The organism is Actinomyces gaoshouyii, assembly GCF_002072175.1.
In the GTDB taxonomy this organism is placed as follows: Bacteria; Actinomycetota; Actinomycetes; order Actinomycetales; family Actinomycetaceae; genus Actinomyces; species Actinomyces gaoshouyii.
On record NZ_MVIV01000002.1, the window covers coordinates 113,744 to 127,698 of the forward strand.

The window sequence follows — 13,955 nt, forward strand, 5'->3', positions numbered from 1 at the left end:
CGTGACAGACTCATCCCCATGAGCCCAGCAGTTCTGTCCGCGACCGCTCCGTCCCTGCGCCATCACACCGCGCCGCACCCCGCCCCCTGGCGCGACCTCGACCATATCGGGGTCGAGATCTGCCTGGAGAACGTGGCCAGCGTGCGGCTCGCGGTCCGCGCGGGAGCGGACCGCGCCGAACTGTGCGACAACCTCACCGTCGGCGGCACCACACCCTCGATCGGCGCCGTCGAGGCCGCCATCCTGGCCGCCTCCGAGGAGGTCGAGGCCAAGCGCCAGCGCATCGGCGCGCACTGGGCCTCCTCCAAGGACGGCGCCCCCTTCGGCCTGCGCATCATGATCCGCCCCCGCGGCGGCGGCTTCGTCTACGACGGCGACGGCAGGCGCGCGATGATCGCGGACGTCCGCAGGATCGCCGCTCTGTCGCGCGAAATGAGCGAGTACACCCGACCGGTGCCCACATCCAACCCGGCCCGGCCGCTGCCCCCGGCCGTGGACCTGGGGATCGTCGTCGGCGGCCTGACGGACGACGGCGCCGTCGACCGCGGTCTCATCCGCCTCCTCAAGGACCTCGCCGACGGCGCCCCCCTGACCTACCACAGGGCCATCGATGCCAGCCGAGATCCCCTGGAGGCCTACCGCGACCTGCGCCGGCTCGGCGTCGACTACGTGCTCACCAGCGGGGCGGCGGACACCGCCCTCGACGGGGCGCGGACGATCGCCGCGATGGTGGCCGAGGAGGGACCGAGGGTCATCGCCACCGGCACGGTGCGCGGCCACAACGCCGCCGAGGTCATCGAGGCCACGGGCGCCGGGGAGATCCACCTGCGCTGCTCCTTCCCGGACCTGCCCCCGCACCTGCCCCAGAACACCGATGAAGAGCAGGTGCGCGAGATCGTCGAGGCGGCGCGCGCCCTGCCGGTCCCGGGCCGGCCGGGCCGCTCAGAGGGCTGAGGGACCCGGGCCGGCGCAGACCGTTCCAGCGCTCAGTCCTCCAAGCCGTCCCGCACGCGCGCCGCAGCGGCCACGAGGTTCCCCAACGAACTCGTGGTCTCCGCATAACCGCGGGTCTTGAGCCCGCAGTCGGGGTTGACCCAGACGCTTCCGGCGCCCAGGGCGTCGACGGCGCGACCGATGAGCTCGGCGCACTCCTCGGTACTGGGCACGCGCGGGGAGTGGATGTCCCACACGCCCGGGCCGAGCTGACGGGTGAAGCCGCGCGCGGCGACGGCCGGAAGGATGTCCATCCTGGAGCGGGAGGCCTCGATCGAGGTGACATCGGCATCCAAGTGATCGACGGCGTCGATGACCACGTCGAACTCCGAGTAGCACAGGTGCGTGTGGATCTGGGTGGCGCTCACCGCCCCGCCGGTGGCGAGGCGGAAGGACCCGACGGACCACTCCAGGTAGGCGGGCTGATCGGCGCGGCGCAACGGCAGGGTCTCGCGGATGGCCGGCTCATCGACCTGGATGACGCCGATGCCAGCGGCCTCCAGGTCGGCCACCTCGGCGCGCAGGGCCAGCCCCAGCTGGTCGGCCACCTCGGCGCGCGGCAGGTCGTCGCGGACGAAGGACCAGGCCATGATCGTCACGGGGCCGGTGAGCATGCCCTTGAGGGGCTTGTCGGTGAGCGACTGGGCGTAGGAGGACCAGGCGACCGTCATCGGGGCGGACCGGGCGACGTCGCCCCACAGGATCGAGGGGCGGGTGCAGCGCGAGCCGTAGGACTGGACCCAGCCGTGCTCGGTGGTGGCGAAGCCATCGAGCAGCTCGGCGAAGTACTGGACCATGTCATTGCGCTCGGCCTCGCCGTGGACGAGCACATCCAGACCGATCTCCTCCTGGAGGCGCACCACGCGCTCGATCTCGGCCCTCATCTGGGCCTCGTAGCCGGCTGCGTCGAGCTCGCCCCTGCGGTGGGCGGCGCGGGCGTCGCGGATCTGCGGGGTCTGGGGGAAGGAGCCGATGGTCGTGGTGGGCAGGAGCGGCAGACCCAGGCGAGCGTCCTGGAGCGGCTTGCGCTCGGCGTAGGGCGGGCGCTGCCGGTCGGCAGGGGTGATGGCGCCGACGGCGTCGCGCACCTCGGCGCGCCGCACCCCGGGGTGGGTGGCCCGCTGGGCGCGCAGGCTCGCGTCACGGGCGAGCTCATCGGCGATGGCGTCCCTGCTCCCGGCCAGTCCGCGCGCGAGGGTGAGGACCTCCCCCACCTTCTGGTCGGCGAAAGCCAGCCAGGAGCGGATGACAGGGTCGAGGGAGGCCTCGCGCTCGACATCGTGCGGGACGTGCTGCAGGGATGTGGAGGTGCCCACGGTCAGGGGCGTTCCCGCGGGCAGGGCGTTCCGCAGGCACTCGAGGGCGGCCAGAGCCGCCTCGAGGTCCGTGCGCCAGATGTTGCGGCCGGAGACCACCCCGGCGACGACGCTCTTGCCGCCCAGAGCCGCCAGTTCCTCGGCCCGCGGCAGCGCCCCGGCCACGAGGTCCAGGCCCACGGCCTCGATCCCGGTCGCCCCCAGCACGGGCAGGGCGTCGCCGAGCGAGCCGTAGGCGCCGGTGACGAGGACCTGCGGACGCTCGACGATGGCGGCGATCCAGGTGCAGGCCCGGTGGACGGCGGCCAGGATCTCCTCGCGGGGCACAGCCCAGGTGTCGGCGACGAGGGCGGGCTCGTCGATCTGGACCCACTGCGCCCCGGCGGCCCACAGGTCGGCCAGGAGGTGACCATAGGCACCCAGGAGGTCGTCGAGGCGATCGATCGGCCGGAATCCGGGGGCCGCGCCGTCGGCGGGCTTGGAGGCGAGCAGGTAGGTGACCGGGCCGACGATGACCGGCCGGGGATCCGGCTCACCCGCGGCGAGGGCCTCCAGGACCTGGGCGGCGGGCCCGTCCGTGGGGTCGATGGCGCCGAATCCGGGGACGTAGTCGAGGGGGGTGGACTCATCGATCTCGGGGACGAGGTAGTGGTAGTTCGAGTCCATCCACTTCGTCATCTCCTGCGCCGCGAGGTCCCCCTGGCCGCGCGCCACGGTGAAATGACCCTCGAGACCCAGGCCGGGGTGCCCATGCCCGGCCCCGCCGCGCAGGTGGGCGAAGCGGGGCGGCACGGCGCCCAGGGCGCTCGTGACTTGGAGGACCTGGTCGTAGTAGGCGAAGTCGGCGGGAACGGCGGCCGGCCCCGCCAGTCCCAGGCCGCGCAGGCGCTCACGGGTGGCGCGGCGCAGCCCGGCGGCGGCGGCGCGCAGCTCATCGGCGCTGGTGGCTCCCTTCCAGTAGGACTCGACGGCGCGCTTGAGCTCGCGATCGGGCCCGATGCGCGGATAGCCGAGGATGGTGGCGGCGGGCAGAGGCGTGGAGGGGGCGGGCGTGGTCGGCGTGGTCATGGTCGTCGCTTTCGTCGTCGAGGTTCAGGGGCGCGCGGGACCGGCGTGAGCCGGCTCGGGCATTCGACGATCACCACCGGGCGTGGCGTTGAGGTAGGCGCGACGCACGTCGCGCTGCATGGATGTCGAGACGCGCTCGCCGCCGAGGATGCCGCCCAGACGCAGCTGGCTGACGACGTCGAGGGCGGGGCGGGTGCGGTTGAAGGTGTAGAGGTGGATGCCGGGGGCACCGCCGTCGAGGACCTCGGTGGCCAGCCTGAGGGTGGCGTCGATGCCTCGCGTGACGGTCTGAGCTCCCCGGGCGGGCCCGAGGCTGGCGGCGAGCCCCTCGGGGATGGGCACGCCGGTGAGGTCGGCCAGGCGGGAGAGCCGGGCGAGGTCGGTCATCGGCAGGATGCCCGGCAGCAGGGGCATGGAGACACCGCAGTAGGTGGCGGCGCGGGCCAGCGAGAGGTAGTCCTCGGGATCGTAGAAGACCTGGGTGATGGCCAGGTCCGCGCCGGCAGCCTGCTTGGCGGCGAGGATCTCAACACCGCGCCCATGGTCGAGCACCGCCGGATAGGCGGCGACGGCGATCGTGAGGTGGCGCTCGCCGTCGTCGAAGTACTCGGCCTCGACCTCCCGGATGACGCGCACGAGGTCCTCGGCGTGGGCGAGCTCGCCGGGCAACTCGTCGGCGTCGTGCCCGCGGGGAGGGTCGCCGCGCAGGGCCAGGAAGCGGCGCACGCCCAGGGCCAGGAAGAGGCGGACGATCTCCACGACGTCGCGCTTGCGGTAGCCGATGCAGGTCAGGTGCGCCATGAGCGGGGTGCAGGAGCGCGCCAGCACGTGGGTGACGACGTCCTCGGCGGGGTTGTGCTCGCGGATGACCCGCACGGCGGGCTCGGCGGGGCGAGTTCCCAGGACGAAGGTCGGCCGGTAGGTGACGGAGACGAAGTCCGGGGCGGTGGCCAGCAGTCGGTCCAGGGCACTCCAGGTCTGTGAGGCTGCGGCGCCGGCGCGGGGCGGGAAGAGCTCGAGGGAGAGCGTGGGCGGCCCGTGCGGGGCGGGCGCCGAATCGTCTGGGGTGCTCGACATGTCTTCTCCATCGGTCCTGGCGGAAGCACCCTCAGGGGTTGCTGCGACGTCGTTGAGCCAGGTCTCTCGATCGCTCTGGATGGGTGCCCATATCCTGCCAGGGCCGCGCGCGGGCCGACCCTCCGGGTCCGTTCTCTGAGACGCGGTGTCACGCCGTGGGAGTCCGCGCGCGCCGCGCTGCGGCGGCAGTCACGCTTCGAGCGCAATCGGCTGATCTCCCCCTGTGGGGGGATGGTCGGGGCGACGGCGCTGCCCTACCTTGTGCTCATGGCTCATCAGCGCATCGAGGCGCGTATCGACACCGCCCGGGGCATCGGCCTCGCGGTAGAACTCGTACTACCCGCCGGCGTCCCTGACCTCGACCCTGACGATGGACGACAGGTGGCGGACACCGGCGGCGCGATGCCCGAGCGCCCCGAGGCCATCGTCATCCTCGCCCATGACTTCCTCGCCGACCGCCACGGGCCCGGCCACAGCCTCGACCGGCTCGCCGCCACTTACAGGGAGGCGGGTCTGGCGACCCTCCAGTTCGACTTCTCGGGCCTGGGCGCCTCCGACGACGACATCATCACCCTTGCTGGCGAGGTCGCCGATCTCCAAGCGGTGTGCGGATGGCTCACCCACCTGGGCTACGCGCGCCAGGGGATCCATGGGCACGGCCTGGGGGCCACGGCGGCGCTCATCGCCAGGCCGGAGCAGGTGCGCACGGTGGTGGCCGTCGGCGCGATCGTCGGGCCGCAGTCGATCCTGTGGGAGGAGGTCTTCTCCTCCATCCAGCTCGACGAGCTCGCCAAGCACGGCATGACCCGCCTGCCGGATGACAACCCCAATGACCGCGCCTGGGATGTCCTGACCAAGGAGACCCTGGCGGACGTGTCGATGCAGCGCTCCGACGGCGTCATGGAGGGCCTGCCCTGGCCGATCCTCATGGTGCACGGCGCGCAGGTCGAGGAGTCCTCCGACGCCGCCGACGAGGCCGCCAAGGGATTCCCCCTCCTGCCCGACGGCTCGCGCATGCTTCAGATCCACTCCTCGGGCGAGGAGGCCGATGCCGAGCTCGCTCGCGCCGCGGTGGACTGGATGGCCCTGCGCCTGCGCTAGTGCCCGCGACGCCCGCGCTAGCCCTCTCACGAGTTCGTGACTTTCGGCGACGAGCCCGCCCCCTGGACCACCTGCGCTCTCCCGACACGTCTGGGACGGTTGGGCGCCGTGGCCTCTGGCTCGGGACGCCGAAAGCACCGTCCGGCGCTCTGAGGCATCGGTGAGCCCCGAGGGCATCGCGGGGAGCGCTGCCCACCGGCGGCCCAGTGCCGCCTCCTTGACGTCTTCCTCCCCGATGCGCCCCCTCCGGCGACTCGGGCTGGAAAGTGCTGCGCCCGCCCTGCTCGGCCCGCGCGCCCCGCCGCATGGGGGACAATAAGCGGCCTATGGATAACACCAGTGCTGCCGGCGACGCCGGTGAGGGCCACGGACACCAGCAGGGGCGCCGCGATCGCCGCGACTCGGGCGGGCACCGGGAGGACGGGGCCCGTCGGGGGCGCCGCCCCGCCCAGCAGCAGGACGGGCATGGCCGTCCGCCCCACGGGAATCGCCAGGGCAGGCGCCCCAGGCGCCCCTGGGCGGGTTTCACCGCGGATCAGCTCTCCGAGCGCACGGCTTCCGTCCCGGAGATCGTCTACCCCGATGAGCTGCCCGTCACCGCCCGCCGCGCTGAGATCGCCGAGGCCATCCAGCACAACCAGGTGGTCATCGTGGCCGGGGAGACCGGGAGCGGCAAGACCACGCAGATCCCCAAGATCTGCCTGGAGCTCGGCCGCGGCATCACCGGGATGATCGGCCATACCCAGCCCCGCCGCATCGCCGCCCGCTCCGTGGCCGAGCGCATCGCCGACGAACTGGGCACCCGCATCTCCTCCGAGGGGATCGTCGGCTACCAGGTGCGCTTCACCGAGGAGGTCGGGGCGCGCACCCTCATCAAGCTCATGACCGACGGCATCCTCCTGGCGGAGATCCAGTCCGATCCCACGCTCGCCCGCTACGACACGATCATCGTGGACGAGGCCCACGAGCGCAGCCTCAATATCGACTTCATCCTGGGTTACCTCGCCCGGCTCCTCCCGAGCCGCCCCGATCTCAAGGTCATCATCACCTCGGCCACCATCGACTCCGAGCGCTTCGCCGAGCACTTCGGCGCCGAGCCCCCGCGCCCCGACGGCCTCGCCGTGCCGGATGACGGCGCCCGATCCGACGGCACCGCTCCCACCGCCGCGCGCGTGCCCGCCCCGATCATCGAGGTCACGGGCCGCACCTACCCCGTCGAGATCCGGTACCGGCCCCTGAGCGCGGACGAGCCCGACAGCGGCGCGGATGCAGCCGATGACACCGACCGCGCCCCCCGGGCCGGGCGCGCCAAGCGGCCGGAGCCCGCTCCCCGGGAGGACCGCGACCAAGTCACGGGCATCCTCGACGCCGTCGACGAGCTCCTGGCCACCGGCCCCGGCGACATCCTCGTCTTCCTCGCGGGCGAGCGGGACATCCGTGACACCGAATCGGTCCTGGCCGATCACCTCGGGCCGCGCCTCGCCGTCGACGGGCGCTCACGGCTGCCCGGAGGGGTCGAGGTGGTGCCCCTGTACTCTCGTCTGAGCGCCGCCGAGCAGCACCGCGTCTTCGAGCCGCACTCGACGCGCCGGATCGTCCTGGCCACGAACGTCGCCGAGACCTCGCTGACGGTGCCCGGCATCCGCTACGTCATCGACCCGGGCCTGGCCCGCATCTCGCGCTACTCCAACCGCACGAAGGTCCAGCGCCTGCCCATCGAGCCGATCAGCCAGGCCAGCGCCAACCAGCGCTCGGGGCGCTGCGGGCGCCTGGCCGACGGCGTCGCCATCCGCCTCTACTCCGAGGCCGATTTCGACTCCCGCCCCCAGTACACCGAGCCGGAGATCCTGCGCACCTCGTTGGCCAGCGTCATCCTTCAAATGGCGGCCCTGGGGCTGGGCGCGGTGGAGGACTTCCCCTTCATCGACGCCCCGGACCGACGGGCCGTGCGCGACGGCATCGCCCTGCTCGCAGAGATCGGCGCGATCGACCCCGACGGCGCCGCGCGCGCCCAGGGGCCGCGCCTCACCACCGTCGGGCGCCGCCTGGCGCGCCTGCCGATCGACCCGCGCCTGGGGCGGATGCTCCTGGAGGCCGGCGAGCTCGGCTGCGCCGGGGAGGTGCTCGTCATCGTCGCCGCCCTGTCCATCCAGGATGTCCGCGAGCGCCCGGTGGACAAGCAGGAGGCTTCTGACGCCCTGCACCGCCGCTTCGCCGACCCCACGAGCGATTTCCTGACCTACCTCAACCTGTGGCGCTACCTGCGCACGCAGTCCCGCGAGCTGTCCGGCTCGGCGTTCCGCCGCATGTGCCGCGCCGAGTTCCTGCACTACCTGCGGATCCGCGAGTGGCAGGACGTCCACGCCCAACTGCGGCAGATGTCGCGGCAGCTGGGGCTCAACGCCTCCCCCGTCGAACTGCCGACGGCGCGCGCCATCCGGGCCGCCGGGGAGGCCCTGGAGCCCGGCTCGCACGCCGCCCAGATCGCCCACGGGGATGTGGCGGCCGCCGTCATGGCGCTCGGGCGCAGCGCCGACACCCCCGACGCCGACGCCATCCACCGCTCCCTGCTGGTGGGGCTGCTGTCCAATGTGGGCAACTGGGATGAGCGGCGCCGCGAGTACGCCGGGGCGAGGGGCACGCGCTTCACGATCTGGCCCGGCTCGGGGCTGCGCCGCAAGACCTACGACTGGGTGATGACGGCGGAGCTGGTGGAGACGTCCCGGCTCTTCGCGCGCACCGTAGCGAAGGTCGACGAGCGGTGGATCGAGGAGGCGGCCGGGAGGGCGGGCCTGCTGCGCCGCGTCCACGGCGAGCCCTACTGGTCCACGCGACGCGGGGCCGCGATGGTCCACGAGAAGGTCATGCTCTACGGGATGACGCTCGTAGCGGACCGCCCCTCCACGCTGGCATCGGTGGGCACGGAGTCGGCGCGGCAGGTGGCCCGGGAGATGTTCATCCGCTCCGGGCTCGTCGAGGGCGGCTGGCACGCCCGGCACGGCTTCGTGGAGCGCAACCGGGAACTGCGCGAGGAGCTGGAGGATGTGGAGCGGCGGCGCCGCGAGCACGGCCTGCTGGCCAGTGACGAGGCGCTGTTCGACTTCTACGACGACCGCCTGCCCGAGAACATCCACGGTGCCGCCGACTTCGACGCCTGGTGGAGGCGGGAGCGGAGCCGCCGCCCGGACCTGCTGGACTTCACGCGAGAGCTGCTGCTGCCCGGCGATGACGACGCCACGGGCTACCCGGACACCTGGACGCAGGGGGACCTGACCCTGGGCCTGGAGTACGTCTTCGAGCCGGGGCGCCATGACGACGGCGTCACCGTGCGGGTGCCGATTGAGGTGCTGGGGCGCCTGGAGCCGACCGGCTTCGACTGGCTCGTGCCGGGGATGCGCCCCGAGCTCGTGGTGGCCACGATCCGAGCACTCCCCAAGCGAGTACGCCGCCAGCTCGTCCCCGCCCCGGATGTGGGCGCGCAGGCGTGGGCGGTCCTGCAGGAGGAGTACCCGACGCCGCCCGGGGCCTCCTGCCCGGATACGCCCTTCGAGGAGGCCTTCGCCGCGGTGATGGGGCGCCTGCGCGGCGTGGAGATCAGCGACGACGACTGGGCAGAGGCCGCCGAGCGCCTGCCCGATCACCTGTCGATCGCCTTCGCGGCGCTTGACGCGCGAGGGAGGGCCCTGGGGCGCGGCAAGGATCTCGTGGCGCTGCAGAGGCGCCTGTCGGGGCGCACCGAGGAGGCTGTGCGCTCGGCGGTGCGCGGGGCGCTCGCCCAGGCGATGGAGGAGGCGCAGGCCCGCTCCGGCGGGCGCGGCGGTACGCGGGGCCCCGGGACCGGGAAGGAGGGGCAGGGTCGGCAGGGCCCCGGGCGGCGCGGCCGACGCGGGCGCAGGGCCGACGACGGCGCCGATCCCGCGGAGGCGGCGGGCCCGGTCGGCCCGGTGGCGGGCGGCGCCGGGCCGACCGGCATGAGCGCGGGGCTGGCCGAGCGGGCGGGCCTGGAGGAGTGGCCGAGCGGCCTGGCCGGACTCATCGGCCCGGATTCCTCCACGATCCCCGCCACGGTGGAGTCCACCGGCACGGCCGGGCTCGTCGTGCGAGGTTACCCGGCCCTGGTGGCCAGTGGCGGCGCGGCCCGGCTGCGCCCCGGCGGGGCCAGCGGGAGCGGGACTGCCGGCAAGCCCACGGCCCCCACCGCGGATCTGACGATCCTGTCCGACGCCGTCGCCCAGGGCCGGGAGCACCCCGCCGGCGTGATCGCGCTGGCACTGGCGCACGCGGCACTGCCGACGGGCCGGATCACGAGCCGCTGGAGCGGCAGGGAGTCGCTGACGCTCGCGGCGAGCCCTTACCGGTCCACCGAGGCGCTGGTGACCGACCTCCAGCTGGCGGCGGCGCGCGCCGTCGCCGAGCAGTGGGCGTCCGGCACCGGTCGGAGACTCGCCGAGGTGCGCGAGAAGGCCGTTTTCGATGAGCTCGCGGGGGCGATGCGCGAGGGGTTGGAGGACGGGGTCCACCGGATCGCCCTCATCGTGGTGCGCGTACTGGAGGCCCAGCGGGAGGTTCAGGACGCGGTGGACGCGCATACCTCGCTCGCGCTGCTGACCACGCTGCAGGAGGTGCGCGAGCAGGCCGCCGCGCTCATCGCCGATGGGTTCATCACCGCCACGCCCGCCAGCCGGCTGCAGCACCTGCCCAGGTACCTGAAGGCGCTGGCGATGAGAGTGGAGCGGGCGGCCTCCTCGCCGTCGGCGGCATCGCAGGACGCGGCCCTGGCCCACCAGGCGCGCGAGGCCCTGGCAGGGATCGAGCGGGCGCGTGAGCGGACTGCGGCGCTCCCGCCGGATGCGGCGCGCGAGGCTGCGCTGGCCGAGGCGCGGTGGATGGTGGAGGAGCTGCGGGTGAGTCTGTTCGCCCAGACGCTGGGAACCTCCCAGAAAGTCAGCCCCCAACGCATCTCCAAACTCCTCGCCACCATCTAGCCCCACCGCCCATCGCCCCTCCCTATCAGCGAGACCGGTCCGCGGACCGGTCTCGCTCCTATTTTCGACCGGTCTCGCTGGAGGGGGGGCGGGTGCCTCGGCATCAGGCCGGCCGCAGGCCCTCGGCAGCCAGCGCCGCCCGAGCCCTGCCCCAGCGGCGGTCGTCGCGGAAGGCGAGCCAGAGGGAATCGAGCCCCCGATCGGCGACGGCGGCGTAGAAGGCCTCCGGCCCGCGCTCAGCGCCGCGCCCCAGGGCCCGGGCGCTGACGATCTCCTCCTCGGTCCGACCGCCACCCACATGCGCGATGAAAGCGCGCCGATCGGACCACGCGGCGCCAGGATCGCTCTCGTCGAGGTGGAGCCAGTGGTGCCCGGGCGCGATCCCGAGCGCGTCGTCACCCTCGACGGGCGGGGCGATTGGCCCCGTCCAGTCCCGGCCGGCCCGGGTGGCGAGGATCGAGGCGGGCCAGACGACGCCGGTGTCCACGTCCAGCCAGACGCCGTCGCGCTGCCCGCCGGCGGCGATGGAGGTCACCAGTGCTCCCAGGCGCAGCGGTAGGGGCGAGCCGGCGGGGCGCTCCCCGCGCAGCCGGGCCATGATCAGCTCGGCGAGAACGTCGTCGCCGGGCCAACCGCGCAGCTCGAGCTGGGTGATGGTGGAGAGCATCGCGGCGGTCATCGGCTCGCACAGCGCGTGGCCGGGCCCGTTGCTGGCGCGCCAGGTGCCCGCCAGGCAGGCGCCGACCTGCTGGAGGACGTGGCGGCAGTCGGCGCCGGTGAGGGCGGACACGAGCGAGGGGATATCGCGCCTGGCCCAGGCCCTGCGCACCGCGCCGACGTCGACGGGCTCGGCCACGGACGCACCGAACTCCTCCAAGAACTCCAGGTGCCGGGGACGGCCCCGCTCGCCGCGCGGGCCCCGCGGGGCCCGAGGCTCCTCACGATCCGGCTGGTCCCGGCGATCCCTGGCCTCGGCGCGCTCGGCGGCCCTGCGAGCACGGCGGCTCGACCCCGGCTCGAAGGCCTCGGGCGCGGGCCGCGCCCCGCCGGCCCCATTCCCCTCATCATCGACGCGGCGGCCCCCTGCGCCCCGGTGGCGCTCGGCGTCGGGCCGAATCCGGCCGTACTGATCCGGCAGGTCGCCCCAGCCGCGGATCGGCTGCGGACCGGTGATCCGCGGGCCGATGAGCTGATCGACACCGATCTTGTCGGTGACGGTGCAGCGGTAGACCCACCGATCGGACAGGTCGAAGACGTAGCGCATCGTGTCCCCGCGCCCCAGGAGCGGCTTGACCGCGGTGGTGCCGGGCAGGACGCGGTCGAGGATGGGACCGCCGGTGGCGGCCCGGGTCGCGAGGTCGCGCTGGGGGGCGTCGTCGATGATGCGGGTGCCATCCGCGAGGGCGAACTCGTGGTGGTGGGCCCGGTCCCAGCGGGCGAAGGCGAGATCGATGGCGCGGGCGAGCTCGGCAAAGGTGGTCGACGGCGGAGCGATGAGGTCACGCCCAGGGGGCGGGTCGAGGTCAATGCCGCGACCGCCCAGGAGCTCCACGGTGATGACCTGCCAGCGTCTCGCCATGGTCCCGATGCTGCCATAGCCTCGCGGGGCGCGCATGGGCCCCAACCTGGGAAAATCCTGGGGCTGCGCCGTACGGCCCGCTCATGCCCCACCCACCTGCGGCAAGATGCGGACAACCGGCGGACGTGGCACTGAGCACGATCCCGCGGGGCACGATGCGCGGTCGGGGAGCGCACGGCTCCACCACTTAGCGGCTCACAGCACCGAGGACATGAGTCGGCAGACATTGTCGATGTAGCGCAGGTAGCGGGGCTCGGCGGCCCACTGCTCAGCGGTCAGCTCCTCGGAGACGGCCCGGTAGGCATCATCGTTGGCGCGCAGGAGATCGTCGAGGTCCCCGCCGAAGGCCAGCAGCATGACCTCGTAGTTGAGGGTGAAGCTGCGGAAGTCCATGTTGGACGAGCCGATGACCGCCACCTCGCCGTCCACCGTCATGTACTTGGAGTGCAGGACGGTGGGCGGGGGGTAGCGGAAGATCCGCACCCCGGCGGCCAGCAGCGCCGGGTAGTAGGAGCGCTGGGCGTGGTTGACGATGAACTGGTCGGACTCCTTGCCGACGAACAGCTCCACCCGCACGCCCCGGTAGGCGGCCGAGGTGATCGCGGCCAACAGCGCCTCGTCGGGGATGAAGTAGGGGCTGGTGATGGACACCCGCCGGGTCGCCCCCTGGATGAGGGACAGGAACATCCTCAGGTTCGGCTCCAGGGGGTAGCCGGGCCCGGACGGCACGAGCTGCATGGCGTTGACGACGGCGTCGGGCCGCCCGGGACGGGGCGCGGCGGAGCCCACGGTGGGCGCGGGCTCCTGGCCCACCTCGGGAATGGCCTCGGGCAGGGCCTCGGCGATGGTGGAGGTGGAGCGCTTGTGAACGGGCCGGGAGACGCCAGGCTTGCGCTTGCGAGCGGGACTCAGGGCGAAGACGTCGAGGAGCTCGTCGGCCTCGAAGAGCCAGTCCATGGCGAAGACGGCCTGCGCCTCGGCGACGATCGCTCCTGTGACCTCCACGGTGAGGTCCTTCCAGACGCGCCCCGCCCGGCGGTTGCGGCGCAGCAGATAGGTGGGGTCGATGATGTTGTGGGAGCCGATGAAGGCTCGCTCATTGTCGATGATGAGGAGCTTGCGGTGATTGCGCAGGTCGGGGCGGCGCCAGCGCAGCCGGAAGGGCAGGAGGGGCATCATGAGCCACCACTCGATGCCCGCCGCGCTCAGGCGCTTGCCCAGGGTCTTCCAGCCGGGGTACTTGCGGCTACCCAGGTGGTCGAGCAGGAGGCGCACCTTGACGCCCCGGGCGGCGGCGCGCTCCAGCGCGCTGTAGAAGACGTCGGTGACGTCATCCCAGGACTGGATGTAGCACTCGACGCTCACCGAGGTGGTGGCCCCGTCGATGGCGCGGGCCATGGCGGCGTAGGTGGCCGCGGAGTCATCGTGCAGGGCGATGACCTCCCCGGTGAGGCAGGGCAGCCCGGTCAGGCGCCGGTTCATGCGCAAGATCGACTCGAGGTGCCTGGACTCGCTGGCCCCGGGCGGGGCGTCGGGCAGGTGCGCGGTGTAGCGCAGCGCCATCTCGTTGACCTCGACCTGCTGGCGGTAGCGCTTGCCGGTCACGCGCGGGCTGCCCAGGAGCAGGTAGAGGGGGAGCCCGACGACGGGCAGGAGGAAGATGAGGATGAGCCAGGCCGTCGACGACGACGGACGGCGGTTCTCGGGGATGGTCCCCAGGGCGATGATCTTGATGACATACTCGATGACGACCCACGCGGTGGCGAGGGAGGAGGGGAGCGTCATCAGCCTCATGGGCGCATGATGCCACGTGGCGGGCATTGTCAGGGGCAGGCC

General features: G+C 73.1%; 7 protein-coding genes. 3 read left to right on the forward strand and 4 right to left on the reverse strand.

What is annotated here, in order from left to right:
• Nucleotides 1-18 precede the first annotated feature (18 nt).
• A complete protein-coding gene (locus B1H50_RS02270; protein ID WP_188640666.1) occupies nt 19-954 on the forward strand; it encodes a copper homeostasis protein CutC in 936 nt (311 codons plus the stop codon).
• A 32-nt stretch (nt 955-986) separates the two neighbouring features.
• Here the strand turns inward: B1H50_RS02270 and metE are convergent, their stop codons facing one another.
• On the reverse strand, nt 987-3,377 hold the full coding sequence (gene metE / locus B1H50_RS02275; protein ID WP_080462176.1) for a 5-methyltetrahydropteroyltriglutamate--homocysteine S-methyltransferase: 2,391 nt from the start codon (nt 3,375-3,377) through the stop codon (nt 987-989).
• Between the two features lie 24 nt (nt 3,378-3,401).
• A complete protein-coding gene (locus tag B1H50_RS02280) occupies nt 3,402-4,454 on the reverse strand; it encodes a methylenetetrahydrofolate reductase (protein ID WP_080462177.1) in 1,053 nt (350 codons plus the stop codon).
• Between the two features lie 267 nt (nt 4,455-4,721).
• On the opposite strand from B1H50_RS02280, the gene B1H50_RS02285 reads away from it, so the two are divergent.
• The gene (locus B1H50_RS02285) at nt 4,722-5,555 is read left to right on the forward strand and encodes an alpha/beta hydrolase family protein (RefSeq protein WP_080462371.1); all 834 of its coding nucleotides are present in this window, start codon (nt 4,722-4,724) and stop codon (nt 5,553-5,555) included.
• 326 nt (nt 5,556-5,881) lie between these two features.
• A complete protein-coding gene (gene hrpA / locus B1H50_RS02290) occupies nt 5,882-10,540 on the forward strand; it encodes an ATP-dependent RNA helicase HrpA (protein ID WP_080462178.1) in 4,659 nt (1,552 codons plus the stop codon).
• 103 nt (nt 10,541-10,643) lie between these two features.
• Here the strand turns inward: hrpA and B1H50_RS02295 are convergent, their stop codons facing one another.
• Nucleotides 10,644-12,119 (reverse strand): IS1096 element passenger TnpR family protein, encoded by a 1,476-nt coding sequence (locus B1H50_RS02295; protein ID WP_158082814.1) that lies wholly within the window; start codon nt 12,117-12,119, stop codon nt 10,644-10,646.
• Between the two features lie 195 nt (nt 12,120-12,314).
• Nucleotides 12,315-13,904, reverse strand: coding sequence for a phospholipase D-like domain-containing protein (locus B1H50_RS02300; RefSeq protein ID WP_080462180.1), 1,590 nt, complete (start codon nt 13,902-13,904; stop codon nt 12,315-12,317).
• Between the last annotated feature and the right edge of the window lie 51 nt (nt 13,905-13,955).